The organism is Nocardia sp. PLKS1-43 (genome assembly GCF_059510335.1).
The window spans coordinates 472,205-490,809 of the sequence record NZ_JCAJZQ010000004.1; the positions used below are offsets into that span (position 1 = coordinate 472,205).

At 68.4% G+C, this 18,605-nt stretch carries 19 protein-coding genes; all 19 read right to left on the bottom strand.

Annotation, left to right across the window (positions count from 1 at the left end; genetic code table 11):
- Positions 1-11: 11 nt before the first annotated feature.
- Positions 12-1,097 carry a hydrogenase expression/formation protein HypE gene (gene hypE / locus AC5WS7_RS17780; RefSeq protein ID WP_495955604.1) on the bottom strand — a complete coding sequence of 362 codons (1,086 nt, stop codon included), beginning with the start codon at positions 1,095-1,097 and terminating at the stop codon, positions 12-14.
- Positions 1,090-2,202, bottom strand: a complete 1,113-nt coding sequence (gene hypD / locus AC5WS7_RS17785) for a hydrogenase formation protein HypD (RefSeq protein WP_495955605.1) — start codon at positions 2,200-2,202, stop codon at positions 1,090-1,092. The genes hypE and hypD overlap by 8 nt, the downstream gene beginning before the upstream one ends.
- The gene (locus tag AC5WS7_RS17790) at positions 2,199-2,528 is read right to left on the bottom strand and encodes a HypC/HybG/HupF family hydrogenase formation chaperone (RefSeq protein WP_495955606.1); all 330 of its coding nucleotides are present in this window, start codon (positions 2,526-2,528) and stop codon (positions 2,199-2,201) included. Before AC5WS7_RS17790 ends, hypD begins: the two co-directional genes overlap by 4 nt.
- A 20-nt stretch (positions 2,529-2,548) precedes the next feature.
- Entirely contained in the window at positions 2,549-4,822 is a 2,274-nt protein-coding gene (gene hypF, locus AC5WS7_RS17795) for a carbamoyltransferase HypF (RefSeq protein WP_495955607.1), read from the bottom strand.
- Positions 4,819-5,061 (bottom strand): HypC/HybG/HupF family hydrogenase formation chaperone, encoded by a 243-nt coding sequence (locus tag AC5WS7_RS17800; RefSeq protein ID WP_495955608.1) that lies wholly within the window; start codon positions 5,059-5,061, stop codon positions 4,819-4,821. The genes hypF and AC5WS7_RS17800 overlap by 4 nt, the downstream gene beginning before the upstream one ends.
- A gap of 2 nt (positions 5,062-5,063) precedes the next feature.
- A complete protein-coding gene (locus AC5WS7_RS17805; RefSeq protein WP_495955609.1) occupies positions 5,064-5,540 on the bottom strand; it encodes a hydrogenase maturation protease in 477 nt (158 codons plus the stop codon).
- Entirely contained in the window at positions 5,537-5,656 is a 120-nt protein-coding gene (locus tag AC5WS7_RS17810; RefSeq protein ID WP_495955610.1) for a DUF6893 family small protein, read from the bottom strand. The genes AC5WS7_RS17805 and AC5WS7_RS17810 overlap by 4 nt, the downstream gene beginning before the upstream one ends.
- A 44-nt stretch (positions 5,657-5,700) precedes the next feature.
- On the bottom strand, positions 5,701-7,068 hold the full coding sequence (locus AC5WS7_RS17815; RefSeq protein ID WP_495955940.1) for a hypothetical protein: 1,368 nt from the start codon (positions 7,066-7,068) through the stop codon (positions 5,701-5,703).
- Between the two features lie 71 nt (positions 7,069-7,139).
- A complete protein-coding gene (locus AC5WS7_RS17820) occupies positions 7,140-7,787 on the bottom strand; it encodes a DUF6084 family protein (RefSeq protein WP_495955611.1) in 648 nt (215 codons plus the stop codon).
- Complete coding sequence (locus AC5WS7_RS17825; RefSeq protein ID WP_495955612.1) at positions 7,784-8,437, bottom strand: DUF5947 family protein; 654 nt, start codon at positions 8,435-8,437, stop codon at positions 7,784-7,786. Before AC5WS7_RS17825 ends, AC5WS7_RS17820 begins: the two co-directional genes overlap by 4 nt.
- A complete protein-coding gene (locus tag AC5WS7_RS17830) occupies positions 8,434-9,339 on the bottom strand; it encodes a NifU family protein (protein WP_495955613.1) in 906 nt (301 codons plus the stop codon). The genes AC5WS7_RS17825 and AC5WS7_RS17830 overlap by 4 nt, the downstream gene beginning before the upstream one ends.
- A gap of 43 nt (positions 9,340-9,382) precedes the next feature.
- Complete coding sequence (locus AC5WS7_RS17835; RefSeq protein ID WP_495955614.1) at positions 9,383-11,179, bottom strand: nickel-dependent hydrogenase large subunit; 1,797 nt, start codon at positions 11,177-11,179, stop codon at positions 9,383-9,385.
- Between the two features lie 13 nt (positions 11,180-11,192).
- Positions 11,193-12,248, bottom strand: a complete 1,056-nt coding sequence (locus tag AC5WS7_RS17840; RefSeq protein WP_495955615.1) for an NADH-quinone oxidoreductase subunit B family protein — start codon at positions 12,246-12,248, stop codon at positions 11,193-11,195.
- Positions 12,249-12,344: 96 nt separating this feature from the next.
- A complete protein-coding gene (gene hypB, locus AC5WS7_RS17845) occupies positions 12,345-13,142 on the bottom strand; it encodes a hydrogenase nickel incorporation protein HypB (RefSeq protein ID WP_495955616.1) in 798 nt (265 codons plus the stop codon).
- Positions 13,100-13,474, bottom strand: a complete 375-nt coding sequence (locus AC5WS7_RS17850; RefSeq protein ID WP_495955617.1) for a hydrogenase maturation nickel metallochaperone HypA/HybF — start codon at positions 13,472-13,474, stop codon at positions 13,100-13,102. Before AC5WS7_RS17850 ends, hypB begins: the two co-directional genes overlap by 43 nt.
- 553 nt (positions 13,475-14,027) lie before the next feature.
- A complete protein-coding gene (locus AC5WS7_RS17855; protein WP_495955618.1) occupies positions 14,028-15,341 on the bottom strand; it encodes a lipase family protein in 1,314 nt (437 codons plus the stop codon).
- A gap of 65 nt (positions 15,342-15,406) precedes the next feature.
- Positions 15,407-16,993 (bottom strand): GMC oxidoreductase, encoded by a 1,587-nt coding sequence (locus tag AC5WS7_RS17860; protein WP_495955619.1) that lies wholly within the window; start codon positions 16,991-16,993, stop codon positions 15,407-15,409.
- 164 nt (positions 16,994-17,157) lie between these two features.
- Positions 17,158-17,712 carry a TetR/AcrR family transcriptional regulator gene (locus AC5WS7_RS17865; protein ID WP_495955620.1) on the bottom strand — a complete coding sequence of 185 codons (555 nt, stop codon included), beginning with the start codon at positions 17,710-17,712 and terminating at the stop codon, positions 17,158-17,160.
- A gap of 63 nt (positions 17,713-17,775) precedes the next feature.
- Positions 17,776-18,495 (bottom strand): TetR/AcrR family transcriptional regulator, encoded by a 720-nt coding sequence (locus tag AC5WS7_RS17870; RefSeq protein WP_495955621.1) that lies wholly within the window; start codon positions 18,493-18,495, stop codon positions 17,776-17,778.
- Between the last annotated feature and the right edge of the window lie 110 nt (positions 18,496-18,605).

The following is an 18,605-nucleotide window of genomic DNA, read 5'->3' on the forward strand; positions in this document are numbered from 1 at the left end:
CCGGTGCTCGCTCAGCAGATCCGCGGTAGCTGTTCACCGGCGGGAAGGTCCACCACGCGCGTCCCGCCCAACGCGGTCCGTGCGACAACCATACCCGGATGGTCCTCGACGCAGACCCCGATAGCCTGTGCCCGCGCGCCGAGCGGATGCGCGCGCATCGCCTCGAGCGCGCGATCCGCGTCCTGCGGCGCGAGGAAGGCGACCAGCTTTCCCTCGTTCGCGACGTACAGCGGATCGAGGCCGAGCAGACCGCAGGCGTCGCGCACCGGAGCGGGAATCGGCAATGCGCGTTCGTCCAGTCGCACACCGACTTTCGCCAGTGCGGCGATCTCGTTGAGCGCCGCTGCCACCCCGCCGCGGGTCGGGTCGCGCATCACGTGCACATCCGCGCCGGTGGCCAGTAGGTCGGCGACCAGACCGTTCAGGGGTGCGGTGTCGCTGCGCACGGTGGTGCCGAATTCCAGACCCTCGCGGCAGCTCATCACCGCGACCCCGTGCACGCCGATATCGCCGCTGATCAGCACGACGTCGCCGGGGCGCGCCCGATGCGGGCCGATGTCCACACCCTCGGGGACCAGGCCGATCCCGGCGGTGTTGACAAATATCCCGTCACCGTGTCCGGCGTCCACGACCTTCGTGTCGCCGGTGACCAGCTTCACCTCGGCCGTGGTGGCCGCCGCGCCGAGAGATTCCGCGACACGGGCGATTTCGGCCAGTTCGGTGCCCTCTTCGAGGATGAATGCGGTGGACAGGACCAGTGGGCGCGCGCCCATCATGGCCAGATCGTTGACGGTGCCGTTGACCGCCAGTTCGCCGATCGTTCCCCCCGGGAACGTCAGCGGTTTGACCACGAACGAATCGGTCGAGAACGCCAGGCGCACATCGCCGACCTCGATCACCGCCGCATCGCCGAGACCGGCGTCGGCGGCCGCGCCGAACGCGGGCAGGAACAGGTGCTCGATCAACTCGCCCGACATCGCGCCACCGCCGCCGTGCGCCATCACGATCGTCGGCGAATCCCGCAGCGGCAGCGGGCAAACCCAGCTTCCGGCGTCGAATTGCGGTGGCGAGGCCGAGATTCCGTTCCGGTCAAGCATGTGCCACCTCCGCGGGCTGATCCAGCCGCCGGTAGAGGTAGTAGGCGGCGCACGCGCCCTCGGAGGACACCATGGTGGCGCCCAGCGGATTACGCGGCGTGCATTTCGTGCCGAAGGCAGCGCAGTCGGTCGGTTTGATCAGACCCTGCAGCACCTCGCCGGACCGGCAGATCGAGGACTCGTCGGTGTGCACGTCGGTGACGCTGAACCGGTGTTCGGCGTCGTAGTCGCGGTACCGCTCGGACAGCCGCCAGCCGCTGCGCGGAATCACGCCGATACCGCGCCAGCCTCGATCGGTGACCTCGAATACGTCTTCGAGCATCGCCTTCGCGGCCGGATTGCCCTGTGCCGGAACCGCGCGCGGGTAGGCGTTCTCCACCTCGTGCCTGCCCTCCTCCAGCTGGATCACCGTGCGGCGGATGCCTTCGAGGATGTCCAGCGGCTCGAATCCGGTGACTACCATGGGAACTCGGTACTTCTGCGCCAGGGGCGGATACTCCGCTGTGCCCATCACCGCGCAGACGTGCCCGGCCGCCAGGAACGCCTGTACCCGGCAGTCGGGTGAATCCATGATGGCGGCGATCGCGGGCGGGACCAGCACGTGCGAGACCAGCAGCGAGAAGTTCTCGATACCCAGGCGCTGGGCCTGATACACCGTCATCGCGTTGGCCGGTGCGGTGGTCTCGAATCCGATGCCGAAGAACACCACCTGCCGGTCGGGATTCTCCTTGGCGATGGTGAGCGCGTCCAGCGGCGAATACACCACGCGCACATCCCCGCCCTCGCTCTTGACCCGGAACAGGTCCTTCGAACTGCCCGGCACGCGCAGCATGTCACCGAAGGAGCAGAAGATCACGTTCGGGCGCGCGGCGATCTCGAGCGCCTTGTCGATGATCTCCAGCGGAGTGACACAGACCGGGCAGCCGGGGCCGTGGATCATCTCGATCTGGTCCGGGAGCAACTGGTCGATGCCGTGCCGGATGATCGAATGCGTCTGCCCGCCACAGACTTCCATGATCGCCCAGCGGCGAGTGGTGGTGGCGCGGATGCTCATCAGCAGGCGTTGGGCCAGCTCGGGATTGCTGAATTCGTCCAGGTATTTCATGGCTTCACCTCGTTGTCGCGGGCGGGCTGGGGCGGTGCGGTCGGGTCGGGCAGGCCGGACTGGCGGGCCGCGTTGGCGAACCCGTCGCCGAATTCCTCCTTCAGCACGCCCAGATGCTGGAATTCGGCCAGGGTCTTCAGGGCCGACTCCTCGTCGAGGCGCTGGATGGCGAATCCGACGTGTACGACGACGTAGTCGCCGACCGACGCGTCCGGGATGTACTGCAGGCAGACGTCCTTGTGGACCCCACCGAAGTCGACCACCGACATCAGGGTTTCGTCGCGCTCGTAGAGTTCGAGCACCTTCCCCGGGACTGCCAGGCACATGATCGGTTCCTACCTTTCGCTCATCGGGCTCCGGCAGCGAGCAACTGCCCGAAGGCCAGGCCGCCGTCGTTGGGTGGCACCCGGTGGTGGGTGATGACGTGAAAGCCGCTCTCCCGCAGGCGATGCCGCGCGAGCGACAACAGCAGCGCGTTCTGGAAGACTCCGCCGGACAGGGCGACCGGGACGCCCGGTTCGCCGAATCGCCGCGCCGCGTCCACGATCAGCTCCGCCACCGCCGCATGGAATCTCGCGCCGATCAGCCCGGCTGCCACACCGGCGAGCGCGTCGGCGACCACGGCGGCCAGGACGGGCGCGGGGGATATGCGGGCGAGCCCGTCGGCGTCGGGTTCGGTGATCTCGAAGCGGTAGGGGTGCTCGGGTGCGATATCGCGGGACAGGCCCTCGAGTTCGATGGCGGCCTGGGCCTCGTAGTCGACGCGGTGCCGCACACCGGCCAGCGAGGACACCGCGTCGAACAGCCGGCCCATACTCGACGTCGGCACGCAGCCCAGTCCGGTTGTCAACTGGTGCAACAGGATCCGGCGTTCGCCCGGCGGGCACGCGGCGACCGACGCAATCGCCTCGGACCAGTCGATCCCGGCGGTATACAGGTGCGCCAATGCCATTCGGTAGGGCCGGTGCACACTGGCGTCACCGCCCGGCAGCGGGACGTAGGCCAGGTGCGCGAGGCGGCGGAAACCCTTGTACCCCGCCGCGAGTATCTCCCCGCCCCAGATCGCCCCGTCCGTGCCGAAACCCGTGCCGTCGAAGGCGATTCCGGTGACCGTCGCGGAATCGGGCAGTCCGTGTTCGCCCATCACCGCCGCGATGTGCGCGTGATGGTGCTGCACCGAATGCACCGGCCGCCCGTTCGCGCGGCGGTGCGCCCACGCACTGGACCGATAGCCGGGATGTGCGTCGGCGGCGAGGTGCCGCGGGCGGACCCCGGTCAGTTCCTCGAGCTGCGCTTCGGCGGCCTCGAACGCGCGCAGGGTGGCCAGATCGTCCATATCGCCGATGTGCTGGCTCAGCCACGCGTACCGCCCGTCGGCGACCGCGCAGGTGTTCTTCACGTCCGCGCCGACCGCGACGGTGGGGGCGAGGGGCATCGGCAGTGCCAGCGGCAGTGGCGCGTATCCGCGCGACCGGCGGATCGGCAATTCCTCGCCGTCGACGAGCCGGACCACCGAATCGTCGCAGGGCACCAGAATGCGCCGGTTGTGCCCGAGGACCGCGTCGGCGAGGTCGGGGAGCCTTTGCGCGGCATCGTCATCGGTGTAGCAGATCGGCTCGCCGCCGAGATTGGCCGAGGTCATCACCAGTACGTCCGGGCCGGGCGGATCACCGGGCAGCCCGAACAGCAGCAGATGCAGCGGCGTGTAGGCCAGCATGACGCCCAGGTCGCGGTTGCCGGGAGCCACCGACGCGGCGACGGGCCGGGTTCCGCGCGGCAGCAACAGAATCGGACGTTGCGGTGCGGTCAGGATCGCGGCGGCGTCGCGGTCGAGGTCGGCTATCGCGCCCGCGCCGCCCGGATCGGCGACCATGACGGCGAATGGCTTGTCGCCGCGGCGTTTGCGGGTCCGTAGCCGGGCCACGGCGTCCTCGTTGCCGGCGTCGCAGGCCAGGTGATACCCGCCGATTCCCTTGACCGCCAGAATGCCGCCCTCCCGCAGCACCTTTCGCGCCGCGACGAGCGGATCACCGCTGCCCGCACCGGAATAGGCGAGGCTGGGCCCGCAGTCCGGGCAGGCGATCGGCTGGGCATGGAAGCGGCGGTCGGCGGGATCGTGATATTCGCGAGCGCACCGCTCGCACATCGCGAAATCGACCATCGAGGTCCGGTCGCGGTCGTACGGCAGGCTCGCGATGATGGTGAACCGCGGGCCGCAATTGGTGCAGTTGATGAACGGGTGCCGGTACCGGCGATCGCCCGGATCGGTCAGCTCCCGCGCGCAGTCCGCGCAGATGGCCACATCGGGGGACGCGAGGGTGCGGCCGCCGCCCCGGGTGGTTCCGGCGATGTGGAAGCCGGTTCCGCCGCGCACCGGTAGTTCGGTGCGCTCGATCGAGTCGATGACCGCCAGCGGCGGCGGCCGGTGCCGCAAGCGTTCGGTGAACTCGCACAGGGCGCTGGGCGCGCCCTCGATATCGATGATCACTCCGGCGCTGTCGTTCGCGACGCTCCCGGTCAACGCGAGTTCCGCGGCCGCACTGTAGACGAACGGCCGGAATCCCACGCCCTGGACGACGCCCCGCACCAGCAACCGGCAGCGGCCGCGCTCGCCGTTCACGGCACCTCACCCCGGCCCATCAGCTCCAGGCCCGCCAGCGCCCGGCGCGCACCCGCCTCGTCGGTCCGCTCGACCGCGAGCCCCATGTGGATGATCACCCACTCTCCGGCTTCTACCGGATCATCCTGGAGCAGGCCGATATTCACCTTCCGCTGCTCGCCGGAGACGTCGACCAGGGCCAGTTGCCGGTTGTAACCCTCGACGATCCGCACGACGCGTCCGGGAATCCCGAGACACATGCTCACACCTCCGCTCGCTGGTCACACAGCTCCGCCACGACCCGCCGCACGGTCTCGACCGCCGAATCCACCGCGGCGGCAACGGGTTCGGACAACCCGATCCCTTCCTCGGTGCAGCGCGCCTGACAGCCGACCACCACCGTGGGCGGCACCGCGCCGCCCAGCGCGCGCACACCGGCGAATACCGCGGCCGGATCCATGCCGTGCGCGTCGAGATCGGCCGGGCGGTCCCGATCGGGTTCGGCGCGGATCACCTCGAGCCGGCCCGGCTCGCCACGGTTCGGCACCGCGTCCACGAGCACCAGCGCATCCCAGCCGTCGAGCAGGTCGTAGGCCAGGTGCACGCCGCGGATGCCGTAATCGACGATCCGCGCGGATTCCCCTGCGGCGGAAGGCATTCGGCGCACCACCTCGGGGCCGAAGCCGTCGTCGCCGAGGAAGATGTTGCCGATCCCGGCAACCAGGACCCGAGTGGTCACATCCGCCGCATCCGCAGGTAACGGCGCATATCCGGGACCGACCGCAGGCCGATCGCCGCGGCCAGGAGGATCGCCACCACGATCATCACCGTCAAGATGATTCCCATGACCTCCATGGGTGCTCCTTTCCTCGTGCCCGCGTCGCGGGCAATCGTCGAGTTCAGTTGTCCGGTCGCTCCAGCGGTTCCAGCTCGTCCGGGTCGAAATACACGTAGCGGCCGTACCATTCGTGCAGGTCGGCACCGGGGTCGTCGAGGATGACCACGCCCACGTGGGTGCGGCCGTCCACGTCGGCGTGCACCGAGGCGACCCGCGCGTCACGGCCGTCGAAGAACATGTCGTGGATGTCCGCGCGGCGCGCGGGATGCAACCGCACCCGGCTGCCCCGCCGCACCAGCACACCCGCGATGGGCACTGCGTCCGACTCCGGCCGGACCGCGCCGTCGGCGGCCGGATCCCACCAGTCCACACCGGGCGGGATCTCCGGGATCGGGCGGACGTCGGCGGCATGCGGGTCACGCAGGACGCCGTGCAGCCCGGCGAGATCCTGCGCGGTCATCGCATCGCAGCGATCCACGATCCGCGCCGCGCGCGGATCGGTCGCCCGCGCGGCGGCCTTCTCCTCGTCGGTCATCGTCATCACGCGCAGCGTCAGGATCTCGTCGATCTCGGTGGCGTCGAACAGCGGTTCCGGGCTCTGCTCGGCGATCTCGGGGTGGTCGTAGAGGATGATCGGTGAGAGCAGCAGCAGGCTGTGGTCGCCGGGCGGTCCGGCCAGCACGGGGAAACAGCGGTGATGCGCGCAGCGGCGCGCGGCCGCTTCGGCCTCCGGCGGCGGTTCGAGCAGCGAAACGAACCGCGCGCCTTCGACTTCGGCGATGACGTGGGCGCCGATCAACGATCGGGTGATGGCGTCGCGCTGATCGGTGGCGGGCTCCGCGACGTTGCGCACCGTCATGGTGAGGCGCAGATATCCGTCGTCCGGTTCGACGGCCAGTTCGAACTGTCCGTCCAGCGCGCACCGGGTGCGCACGACCGAACCCTCCGGATCGCCCGCCGGATCGCCGAGCCGCTCGACGTCGACGCCGCCGGGGATCTCGATCGGCGCGGTGAACGCCACGGGCGCACCGGGTTCCAGGAAGATCTCCCGTTCGACCGCCTCGTCCCAGTCCAGCCAGGTTCGCCCGGCGGCGGTCAGCTCCGCGACCGGCTCGTCGTCGGCGTCGCGGATGCCGCGATGTTGAATTTGCAGGAACCGCACGGTGATTCGCAGCGAGCACGCACCGGCGGCAGCCAGCAGCGCCTGCCCGCTGATTTCGCTGTCCTCGCCGTAGCCGTCCGCGGCCGCCCCGGCCGGGCCCAGCACTCCGAACTGCCACCGGGAGCGGTTCTTTCGCGCGTCGGCCCGATACGGGTACAGCAGGTATCCCTCGTAGAGCACCGCATCGGCGACCGCGCGGGCACGCTCCCAGCCGGACCGCGCTGCGGCCGCCGGCCCCGTTGCCGCGTCCGGCCCTGGCCGGCTCATGCCGTGTTCGCCGGGCATGAGCGGGGGTCCTGCGGGGTGACGCTCGGCTGCCGGCTTCGGCTCTGGCCCGCTCATGCCGACTCCCCGGCCGTGGTGAGCAGTCGCTCGACGGTGTCGTCGAAGCCGAGCAGGCCGTGCTGCGCCTTGAACGCGGCCAGTGCGGTCATGGTGTCCTCGCGCAGGCGGACCCAGCCCGCGTTCGGGAAGTGCGCCGCCATCAGCTCGCGCCAAACCGCGATCGGCATCTCGTATCGGTCCTCGCGGTCCCAGGGGATCTGCTGGACCGCGAAACCCGAACTGCCCCGGATGAACACCGTGCCGCTGAACAGGAACTGCAACGGGACCGTGCCCTCTCGAAGGGCGTGCAGATATTTCGATCCGGCGACCTCGAAGTCGTAGGTGCACGACATCGGCAGGTCCACCTCCGAGCCGCCGCTGAACCCCGGAATCGTTGTCGCGCAGTGCATCCAGAGAAACGACCGCTGCGTCTGCGCCCAGCGTTCGCGGGGTCCGAACAGATCCAGCAGCCCGGCGCTCTCGTCGTCGGAGTAACCGCGCCGGCCCGGCTCGATCCGCACCTGGGCGCGCAGCGCGATGGCGTGCACGGGTTCGTCCCCGACCGAGGCGATGCCGACCCGCGCGGACAGGATCGGGGTCACCGCAAACGGTTCGGGGCGGATGTCCAGCACCGCGAACGTGGTGGAGTAGGCCGGGCTCACGACGCCTCCCCGGATCCGGCCACGTCCGCCGGGCGAGCCTTGGCCGACATCGTGGCGAAGAACTGGTCCACGTAGCGGTGCACCGCGGATCCGCCGTCGAAACCGTGCCACAGCAGGCGGATTCGCCCGACGAACTCGTAGCACGCGTCGATCGGCAACAGCAGGCACCGCGCCGCCGCGGCATCGCGATCGGGCACCCTGATCAACAGCGCCTCCACATCGTCGGCGAGATCGGCGAATTCGGCGTGCCGGTCGACAAGTCGCTGCCAATCACGCAGTGGCAGTTCGGATTCGGTCGCCCCGGCCGGTCCGGGATACAGCGCGACGGTGCGGTCCGCGGCCGAGTTGCGGAAGAAGAAGGCCAGGCCCACCGGGATCTCGAGGGCGTCCCATTCCGGCAGGCTCAAGCTGAAGTCCGGGAACGACAGAACCCGCTGCGGCACGGCCCGGAAGCGCAGCGCCGCGTGGCGGTCGGTGAACAGCAGATAGCAGGCGCGGCATACGCACATCAGTTGCCGCGCTTCGACATCGACGACATGCTGATGTTCCTCGGCGATGGCCTCGGCGCACATCTCGCACCGCTCGCCGGGGGCCGGGGCGGGTGGCCGATCGGCCGCGATCCGGCGCAGGGCCCGTACCGTCGGATTCATCCGCCCACCCCCGCGGGCACCGCGACCGACAGTTCTCCCGAGCGCACCAGCACCGGGAACGGCTCCAGGTGGCCGTCGCCGTCGAGCCGGTTCCCGGCGTGCACGACGTCGAAGTGGGCCCGGCAGCTCGGACAACGCAACACCGGATCACCGGACCCGAGTCCGCGATGCAGCGCCGCGCCGGCCAGCGACCGCCCGCAGACCGCACACGAGTCGCGGTAGGCGTAGACCTCCTCGCCGACGCGGCAGGCCAGCAGCGCGGTGCCGCCCAGTTCGAACCCGCCCACCTCGCCGGACGCCAGCTCGGCCAATTCCGGTGCGGCGAGCCAGTTTCCGCCGGATCGCACATGGGAGAACAATGTGTCCGGCGCGATCACCGCGGCCGCGCCGGACGGTTCGGCCGCGACCACCTCGATCGCGGTGATCTCCGGCGCGGCCGCACGCACCGCATCCTCCACCGCCAGCTCCAATGTCACCGCCGAGGACGGGCAACTGCGACAGCTCCCGGTCAGCTCGAGTTGGACCACGCCCTCGGCGGTGATGTCGAGCAGGCGCACATCGCCGCCGTGCGAACCCAGGTACGGGCGCACACTGTCGAGCCCGGCGGCGACCCGGGTCCGCACGTCGTGCGGATGCAGGCCGTGGACCAGCAGCAGACTCGCCACGAGATCGTCCTGGGCCAGGCGAGCGAGCGTGACGTCGTCGAGTCCCTCGACGATGCGCCGCAGCCCGGCGCCGTACAGGTCCACCACCTCGCCGACGAGCGCCTCGGCTCGTTCGCGGGCCACCGTGCCGTGCGCCGACGCGGCGTCGAGCAGGCTCTCGATCCGATCGCCCACACCGCGCCACCGGTCGTCGCCGACCGCTGCGTCGGGGTCGTTGTCCTCGGAGCGCGTGAGCATCGCCTCCTCCACCGTGGCCCGGCCGGTGCGACCGGGCCGGGCGTTATTCGCCGGTCAGCGTCTGGGTCGGGGAGTGCACGGTGTCCAGTGACTTGCCCTTGCCCAGATACATGTGCACGCCGCAAGGCAGGCAGGGATCGAAACTGCGCACCGTGCGCATGATGTCGATGCCCTTGAAGTGCTCCCGGTCGTTCTCCTCGAAGATCGGCTGCCCCTGCACCGCGTCCTCGTAGGGGCCCGGGGTGCCGAAACTGTCGCGCGGGTTGGCGTTCCACGGCGTCGGCGGATACGGGTGGTAGTTGGCTATCTTGCCGTCCCGGATCACCATGTGGTGCGAGAGCACGCCGCGCACGGCCTCGGTGAACCCGCAGCCGATGCTTTCGTCGGGTACCTCGAACTTCTCCCAGGTCTTGGTGTGGCCCGCGCGGATCTCCGCGAGCGCCTGCTCGGCGAAGTGCAGTGCGCAGGCCGCCGCGTACGCCTGGAAGTAGGTGCGCGCGCGGTCGCGCTCGATGGTGTTGCTCCCGTACGCCGGGATCTTCCACTCGAGTTCCACCGGCCCCTTCAACGCGGTCTTGGGCAGGTTGATCTGCACGCTGTGCCCGGTCGAACGCACATAGCCGATATCGACCAGTCCGGCCAGCGCGGTCGACCACAGCCGCGCCAGCGGACCGCCGCCGGTGTCCAGGGCCAGGTGGTCCTTGCCGTCGAACCAGCGGGGTGACATCACCCAGCTGTACTTGTCGTCCAGATCGCGTTTCTGCGGTTTGGGGTTGGTGTGCTGGTTCCAGGGGTGCCGCCGGTCCACCGGATTGCCCAGCGGATCGGTCTTCACGAACATCTCCTGATCGGTCCAGTCGTCGTAATACGAACTGCCCAAAAGGATCCGGATGCCGAGGTTGATGTCGAGCAGCGACGTGGTGATCAGTTTGCCGTCCACCACGATGCCGGGGGTCACGAACATCTTCCGGCCCCAGTCCTCCATGTCCCGGTAGGCGAAGTTGCAGACCTCCGGATCCTGGAACGAACCCCAGCAGCCCAGCAGCGTGCGTCGCAGCCCGACCTTCTCGTAGCCGGGAATCGCGGTGTAGAAGAAGTCGAACAGGTCGTCGTGCATCGGCACGACCTTCTTCATGAATTCCACGTACCGCATCAGCCGCGACATGTAATCGGTCATCAGCTGGACGGTCGCCACCGTCCCGACGCCGCCGGGATACAGCGTGGAGGGATGCACGTGCCGGCCTTCCATGAGGCAGAACATCTCTCGCGTATAGCGGCTGACCTGTAGCGCCTCCCGGTAGAACTCGCCGGTGAACGGATTGAGCGCTGCCATGATCTCGCCGATGGTGCGGTAGCCGTGCATCGCGGCGTGCGGCGCCTCGGCCTTGCGAGCGGCGTCCAGGACGCCGGGATTGGTCTCGGCCACCATCTTCTCGCAGAAGTCCACCCCGACCAGATTCTCCTGGAAGATGTTGTGGTCGAACATGTATTCCGCGGCTTCGCCGAGATTCACGATCCACTCGCCCAGCGCCGGCGGCTTCACTCCGTAGGCCATGTTCTGGCAGTAGCAGGAACAGGTCGCGTGGTTGTCACCGCAGATGCCGCAGATGCGGCTGGTGATGAAATGCGCGTCGCGGGGATCCTTGCCGCGCATGAATATCGAGTAGCCGCGGAAGATGGACGAGGTGCTGTGACATTCGACCACTTCCCGGTTCTCGAAGTCGATTTTCGTATAGATGCCGAGGCTGCCCACGATGCGGGTGATCGGGTCCCACGCCATTTCGACGAGCGAATCCGGCTCGATCTTCTTGTGTGAAGCCTCCGGGATGATCTGTGTCATCTCCGAAATCCTCCTACCAGGTGCGAGTGGCCCCTGTTTCCAACTTCTGGCCCCGATGCCGCCAGTGCGGCTCCTTGTCGACCGTGCGGCCGGTGATGTGCCGCAGGCTGCGGATCACCGATCCGTACAGCCCCGATGCCGTGGACGAGAGTTTCCCGCCCGGCGGTTCGTCCATGAACGGCATGAACATGTCCGGGAAGCCCGGCATCGTGCAGCCGATGCAGATACCGCCGACATTCGGGCACCCGCCCACGCCGTTGAGCCAACCCCGTTTGGGCACATTGCATTTCACGACCGGCCCCCAGCATCCCAATTTCACGATGCATTTCGGTGAGCCGTACTCGCCGGCGAAATCGCCCTCCTCGTAGTATCCGGCGCGGTCGCAGCCCTCGTGCACCGTGGCGCCGAAGAGCCATTTCGGCCGAAGCGCCTCGTCGAGCGGAATCATCGGGGCCTGACCGGTGGCCATGTAGAGCAGGTAGGTCAGCGTCTCGGACAGATTGTCCGGTTGGATCGGGCAGCCGGGCACGCAGACGATCGGAATTCCGGCCTTGGACTTCCAGTCCCAGCCGAGATAGTCCGGAACGCCCATCGCGCCGGTCGGGTTACCGGCCATCGCGTGAATTCCGCCGTAGGTCGCGCAGGTGCCGGCCGCGACCACGGCAGTGGCTTTCGGCGTCAGGCGATCGAGCCATTCACTGGTCGTCATCGGCTGATTCGTCTCGGGATTGTTCCCGAAGCCGCACCAATAGCCTTCACTCTTGATCTGTTCGTTCGGAATGGATCCCTCGACGACGAGTACGAACGGTTCGAGTTCACCGCGATCGGCCTTGAAGAACCATTCGAGGAAATCGTCGGCTCCGCCGTTCGGACCGCATTCGAAATCGATCAGCGGCCAATGTACGGCGATCTTCGGCAAGCCGGGAAGCGCTCCGAGAGCGATCTCCTCGACGCTGGGCTGGGTGGCGGCAGTCAACGCCACCGAATCGCCGTCGCAACTCAGGCCCGCGTTGATCCACAGCACATGTATCAGCGTTTGCTCGGCCTCGACTGCTTCCTGTGTGGGCATCAGCGCCACCTTCCCGAGCCTGCGGGGGCTGGCCGGTCCGGCTCGAAGCGTCTCGAATCTTCCGTATGTCAACCTGTGATTCAGGTCACGTCAATTTTAAGCTTGCTGGAAAGTAACCTCAATGGGTTGCGTGGGTATGGAACGCCGTCCGGCGTCGAGCCGGTCGTACCATTCGCCGAGTCCTTGGCCCGTCTTCGCCGACAGCGCCAGCACCTCGACGCCCGGATTCGTCGCGCGGGCGTAGTGCGCGCACTCGTCGAGGTCGAAGTCGACGTACGGCAGCAGGTCGATCTTGTTGATCAGCACCAGCCCGGCCGCGGCGAACATGTGCGGATACTTCAGCGGTTTGTCCGTCCCCTCGGTAACCGAGACGATGACGACCTTGGCCTGCTCGCCGAGGTCGAACAGCGCGGGGCACACCAGGTTCCCGACGTTCTCGATGAAGACGACGCCGTGCTCGGGCGGGTTCAGCACGTCCAGTGCCTTGCGGGTCATCGCCGCGTCCAGATGGCAGCCCGCGCCGGTGTTGATCTGCACCACCCGGCAGCCCGTGGACGCGATGCGTCGGGAGTCGAGCACGGTCTCCTGGTCGCCCTCGACGACTCCGATCGGCAGGTGCGGGCATTCGCGGATGGTTCGCTCGAGCAACGTGGTCTTACCCGCGCCGGGCGAACTGGTCAGGTTCAGTGCCAGGATCCCGCGCTCGGCGAACCACTGCCGATTGCGCTGTGCCAGTTCGTCGTTCTTGGCGAGCACCCGCTGTTCCAGGATCACGGTGTCGGTGGCCGGATGATCGTGATCATGGTGGTGTGGATGGTCGTGCTCGTGATCGTGGCCGGACGGTTCGGTGATCACCGCCGTGTCGTCGCGGCCGCATCCGCAGGTAGCGCACATGGATCGCTCACCTCCATCGAACGGATTCGCAGGTCTCTGCCCGCGCTGATAACGACGTCGGCACTTCCGCAGTCGCACAGGGGAATCGGCTCGCGCAGGGTGAAATCACGCCCGCACCGATGGCAGTGTCCCCGGGCGGGAACCTCCTCGATGACCAGCTCGGCGCCCTCGGCGAGGGTGCCCTCGGCCGCCAGCTCGAAACAGAAGTGCAGAGCGTCCGGCACCACCGCGCACAGCGCTCCGACCGCGATCGTCACGCGATGGATTCGCCGGCCCGTCGCATGGTCACAGGCGCCACCGATGATTCCCTGTGCAATTGCCAGCTCATGCATGAGATATCTCGATTCCTCGGATACTCATCGATTTCCGAACGCCGACGCACCGAGCATACTCCGGCGGCATCGACACGGAACAGGCATGAAGATGTCGCCGGTGGTCCGCCGATGCTGGACGGGCGTCATCGGCCGGACCGGGATGCGGTGATTGCTCCGATATTGCGAACTGCGGACAGCGGTTCTCCGCCGACGCGCCGGGAAGCCGCTCTCGGCGTCCGAGTCGGGCCCGGGACCCGAGGACCGTGTATTCGAAGCCGGGCAACACTCGGCGGTACGGGCCCGAAGGCGCACTACCCTCTAGATCCGGTGAGGCCCGAAACCCTCAGCGCGGCCGTATCTTTCGATCGGCCACCTCCGCCGGCGGCGCCCACGCGCCGAATCGCCGTGCGATGCGGCGTGTGTCACGGGTTTCGGCGAACCGGACCGGGCACGCGGGCGACCGGCGAGCCGCTTCTGTTGCTGCCCGCCGGGCCGGAAATATCGCGAGGCCAGAGATATTCGTCATGACCGTCACGAATACCTCTGGCCGGAGCGTGAATCCGCGAACCGATCAGTCGAAGGTGCAGCCGGACAGCGGCTTTCCGGCCAGTCGATCGACCAGGTAGCCGAAGGCGTTGTTGGTGCCGTAGCCGTCGATCAGTTCGGGGCCGAAGTGGTTGGGCAGCACCGCGCCGGGCAGGATCGGCGGCAGGTCGTTGGTGCGGAAGGTGACCGCGGCCCCCTTCGCGCACCAATCGGCGGCGAGTTGGCGGGCCTGGCCGTAGGGCACGGTGTCGTCGTTGCGGCCGCTGGTGATCAGCACCGGGGAACTCGGCCGCAGGGCGCCGATGCGCTGGTCGTCCAGCATCCGCGCTGCCTCGGGAATGGCGCTGAGATTGTCCAGCATCGAGCGATGGTCGACGGTGAGCGCACTGGTGTGCATGAACGGCTGCCGCACGATGACGTCGCCGATGCATTCGGTGGCCAGGGTGTCGAGCACCGCGCGTCCCTGCGGCGTGGCCGTGGTGTCCAGCGCCCGGCGCAACTGTGGGTAGCGCGCGACGAATCCGTTGATCGCGAAGCCGATCACCCCGCTGATCAGCGTGCCGTCGACCTGGCCGAGCACCTTGGCCAGATCGGCGGGCGGCGCGCCCGCCCAGGTGCCCTTCAGATTCAGCTCGGGCGCGTAGCTCGGCTGCGACTCCGCCGCCGCCGCGGTCGCCCCGCCGCCCTGGGAGTAACCCCACAGGACCAGGGGAGTGCTCTCGGGGGCGCCGCCGAGACGGTTCGCCGCCCGTGCGCCGTCCAGGACCGCGTGCGCCTCCTCGACCCGATTCACATAGGTGTGAATTCCGGGTGTGCCGAGGCCGATGTAATCGGTGACCAGGACGCGGGCGCCCATCGAACTCCACGCGGCCGCGGCGATCGCCTCCTGATTCGGCGACATCGACAGCGGGTCGGTGCTGACGACGAACCCGGTGGAGAACGCGATCGAGGGTGCGCACTGGGTGCCCTGCCCGACCGTGCCGGGCGCGATCACCACGGTCGGGCGTGGACCGGGCCCCTGCCACGGCCGCGTCGGCTCGATGTAGGTGCCGCTGACCGCGGTCGCCGTTCCGTCCTGGGTGCGCGAGGTGTACATCACGCGTTGCGCGGCGACCGGCCACTGCCCACCGCCGCCCGGAAGCGTCGCGAAGATCGGCATCGGCTCGGATTTGACGACCGCGCCCGCCTGCCCGGGCAGCTGGGCGGGCGGGGTGTAGAAGGCGGCGATCGGCGCGGCGGCAGCGGTGCCGCCGGCCCCGACGCAGGACCCGGCCGCCACGGCCAGGGCGGTGACTGTGCACGCGGCGAACCGCCGTAGTCGCGAATCGATTTGTCGCACTGGATGTTTCCCCTCTGTTGATGCCCGGAACCGGGCGAGCGCGGATTCGGCTGGTCGCGGAGAAGTCAGATGACGCCGCCCACGTCCTGGCGCACGAGGCGGTCCATGGCGTGTTCGGCGACGGCCGCGATGGTCATCGAGGGGTTGCACGCCCCGCAGTTGCCCGGGATCAGCGCACCGTCGAGCACATAGAGTCCGCGCTGCCCGTGCACCCGGCCGTCGACATCGCACACCGGGCCCATACTCGCCCCGCCGAGCGGATGCCAGGTCGAGGGAAACTCGAGATTGGTATCGGTCAGGATGGCGTTCGGCCCCGCGATCTTGTGCGCCAGCGGTCCGATCCGGCCGTTCTGGATGGCGGTATCGCCCTCCAGCGGCCAGCGCAGCACGGCGTTGTCGTCCGCGGAGGTGTAGTCGAAGTGACCGCGTGTCTTGCTCACGCCGTAGCCGACCATCATCGTGCTGTGCATGTCCATTCCCATCGGCGGAATGGACGCCTGGATGATCGTCGCCGCGGTGGCCGGATCACTCCAGTTCAGGCTGCCGAAGACGACCGGGCCGCCCTGCGGTTGGCCGAATGCCTCGTCGGGCTGGGCCCAGACGTAGATGCGGTCGGCGTTGGTGCCCCAGTTTCCGCCCAGGCCCTCGGGCATATCGGGGATGTGGCCCTTGCCCGCCGCGCGCACGAGCAGTTTGGTGGTGTTGAGGCTGCCCGCGGCCATGATCAGCGCCGGGGTGGTGAGGATCAGGTTCTCCAAGACCTTGCCGGAGGTGTCGATCCGGTTCACCGAGACCGTCCAGCGGCCGTCCTTCGCCCGCTGGATGTCGGTGACCTCGTGCAGCGTGCGGACCTCGACCTTGCCGGTGGCCTCGCCCGCGGCGATGTAGGTGACGTCCACCGAATGCTTGCCGCCGTTGTTGACCCCCATCGCGCCGGCGCCGTTGGTGTAGGAGGGGGTCATCTTGCCGCGCAACTCGTCCAGCGCGTAGTTCCAGTCGATCGGCATCGGGATCTTCGACACCGGCAGCCCGGCCTTGCGGGCGTGTTCGGCGAAGACCCGGGCGGCCCTGTAGTTCGGGCTGTCGACCAGCGCGTCGGGGGCGGTCCGCAGTTGCAGCATGCGCGCCACGCGCGGGTAGTGCACCCGGTGCATCGTGTTCCAGTCCAGCTCCGCCGGAAACAGCGAGTTGAACACGGCCTCGGTCGGCTCGAGTGACATCCCTTGGTAGACAAGCGATCCGCCGCCGACGCCAGCCGCGCACAGCGCGGTCATATTGTCCCCGGCCACCGCCTCGACCAGACCGGTGTAGGGCTCGAAGATCAACGGAGTGCCGAAGACGTTCGGATTCGACCGGTACCAGAGCATGCGCTTGTCCGGCTTGGTGGCCAGCGGGAACGTGGTCGCGTTCGGGCCGGTCTGCCAGCGCCGGCCGCGCTCGAGCACCAGAACCGGAACCCCCGCCTGTGCCAATCGCAGTGACGCGACGCCGCCGCCGAAGCCCGAGCCGATCACGATGACGCGGTGTTCCTCGCGGGTGAGGCGAACGCGTGCGGCCGGATTCCGTTCCGCGCGTGCGATTCCCGGGCTCGCCAGCGCGAATCCGGTGGCAGCGGTCGCGCCCAGGAAGGAACGACGCGAGAGTGCGGACATGAATGACCTCCAGAACGCCGACGGACATTTCCGCACGCCGCGCGAGGCCGAGCATCCCGACCGTCCGCCGCACCGCGGAAGTTTGCCCGAATCGGCGTGTTCGGGCCCGCTAAAACTAGACAGTCCTGAGTGAAAGTGTCAACAATTACCGTCGTGCCCGAAGATCAACGCGGTGTGAGCGACAACGCGGGCAACAGCCATCGCGTCACCAGGCGCCGCAGATCATCGTCGGATTCGATATCGGGATCGTCGAACAGGACCACCGACAATCCCAGCCGGATCGTGATCCGGGTCAGCTCCTCCAGTTCCGGCTCGATCGCCGGATCCAGCTTCGTCAGCGGCCGGAGCAATTCGTGGGCAATGGGTTTCGCGCGGGCGATCATATCGGCGTCGAAGATCGGGTTACCGGGCTCGATGCGGATCAAGCGCGACAGGATCGGGTCGTCCCGGACCACCGCTCGTCCGACGACGAACAGTTCCACGATGTATTCGGCCGCGGTATCGATCTCGGCGAGCCGGCTGCGCAGTCCGGTCGTGGCGCGCAGCAGCAGGTCGGCCATCGCCTGGGAGACCAGATCCTCGCGGGAGCCGAAATTGGAGTACACGGTCTGGCGGGTCACCCCGGCCGCGTGCGCGGCGGCGGCGATGTTCACGCCGCCGAAGCCCTCGCTCGCGATCAGTTCGAGCGTGGCGTCCAAAATCTTCCTGCGCGACCGCATCTCACCAGTATCTGCGATGGCGGCGGCAGCGGCGGTCTCCGGCGGTGAGGGTGAGTGCGGCGGTCAGCTCGCGTCCGGGTGGCGGGCGGCGTCGCGATCCTCGTGCGGGGCGCCCGAGGCCACCTCCATACCGCGATTGAAGGCGGCGATGACGGTCGGATCCAGGCGGAGCGGCTGGGTGGGGTCCTGCATCGCGGGGCGGTCGCGGGCGCGGCGGGCGGCCGGTTCGTTGTTCGCGGTCAACCGGCGCATCACCCGCTCCAGAATGGGCAGGACCTCGGTGATCTCCAGCGTCTTGTCCGCGACCCGGCCCATCAGGGCATAGGCCATATTGGCCAGGACCAGGCCGACGTCCTCGATGTATTCCGGGTCCGCGCCGCCGAAGATCTGCCCGGCCACCGGGAGCACCGCGTCCAGGCCCTGGGCGTCCAATCGTGTCCCGCCCGGACCCGACCGGGCCCGGTGGAACGCCTCGAGCATCTTCGGGCTGCGTTCCCACGGCTGAAAGACGCTGTGCAGCACGCGCATCAGGCCGTCGTGCAGCGTCTCCTCCGGTGCGGGCGGCGCGAGGTCCGGGTACGCGTGATCGGCCATCCACCGCTCGATCGCGGTGACGATCAGTTCGTCCCGGGTGTGGAACAGCTTGTAGACCGTGGCCAGCGAGACGCGGGCACGACGAGCCACCTCCCGCAGCTGCACCGCGTCGTAACCTTCGGTTTGCAGCAACGTGAGCACCACGTCGATGATCTGCTCCGACGCGTCGCGTCCAGGGGCCCGGCTCACTCCAGTACTGTAACACCGTTACTACGGTAACTTTGTTACTTGGGAAGCTCGGGCCGTCTTCGGCGGAAAATCGGCGCATTCGCCGATCAGGTGCGGAGCGTTTGCGGCAC

Excerpts from the sequence above, each read along its gene's own strand:
- hypE (WP_495955604.1), bottom strand. The coding sequence starts at position 1,097 with ATGCTTGACCGGAACGGAATCTCGGCCTCGCCACCGCAATTCGACGCC.
- hypD (WP_495955605.1), bottom strand. The coding sequence starts at position 2,202 with ATGAAATACCTGGACGAATTCAGCAATCCCGAGCTGGCCCAACGCCTG.
- AC5WS7_RS17790 (WP_495955606.1), bottom strand. The coding sequence starts at position 2,528 with ATGTGCCTGGCAGTCCCGGGGAAGGTGCTCGAACTCTACGAGCGCGAC.
- AC5WS7_RS17800 (WP_495955608.1), bottom strand. The coding sequence starts at position 5,061 with ATGTGTCTCGGGATTCCCGGACGCGTCGTGCGGATCGTCGAGGGTTAC.
- AC5WS7_RS17810 (WP_495955610.1), bottom strand. The coding sequence starts at position 5,656 with ATGGAGGTCATGGGAATCATCTTGACGGTGATGATCGTGGTGGCGATC.
- AC5WS7_RS17815 (WP_495955940.1), bottom strand. The coding sequence starts at position 7,068 with ATGAGCCGGCCAGGGCCGGACGCGGCAACGGGGCCGGCGGCCGCAGCG.
- AC5WS7_RS17825 (WP_495955612.1), bottom strand. The coding sequence starts at position 8,437 with ATGAATCCGACGGTACGGGCCCTGCGCCGGATCGCGGCCGATCGGCCA.
- AC5WS7_RS17830 (WP_495955613.1), bottom strand. The coding sequence starts at position 9,339 with ATGCTCACGCGCTCCGAGGACAACGACCCCGACGCAGCGGTCGGCGAC.
- AC5WS7_RS17835 (WP_495955614.1), bottom strand. The coding sequence starts at position 11,179 with ATGACACAGATCATCCCGGAGGCTTCACACAAGAAGATCGAGCCGGAT.
- AC5WS7_RS17840 (WP_495955615.1), bottom strand. The coding sequence starts at position 12,248 with ATGCCCACACAGGAAGCAGTCGAGGCCGAGCAAACGCTGATACATGTG.
- hypB (WP_495955616.1), bottom strand. The coding sequence starts at position 13,142 with ATGTGCGCTACCTGCGGATGCGGCCGCGACGACACGGCGGTGATCACC.
- AC5WS7_RS17850 (WP_495955617.1), bottom strand. The coding sequence starts at position 13,474 with ATGCATGAGCTGGCAATTGCACAGGGAATCATCGGTGGCGCCTGTGAC.
- AC5WS7_RS17860 (WP_495955619.1), bottom strand. The coding sequence starts at position 16,993 with ATGTCCGCACTCTCGCGTCGTTCCTTCCTGGGCGCGACCGCTGCCACC.
- AC5WS7_RS17865 (WP_495955620.1), bottom strand. The coding sequence starts at position 17,712 with ATGCGGTCGCGCAGGAAGATTTTGGACGCCACGCTCGAACTGATCGCG.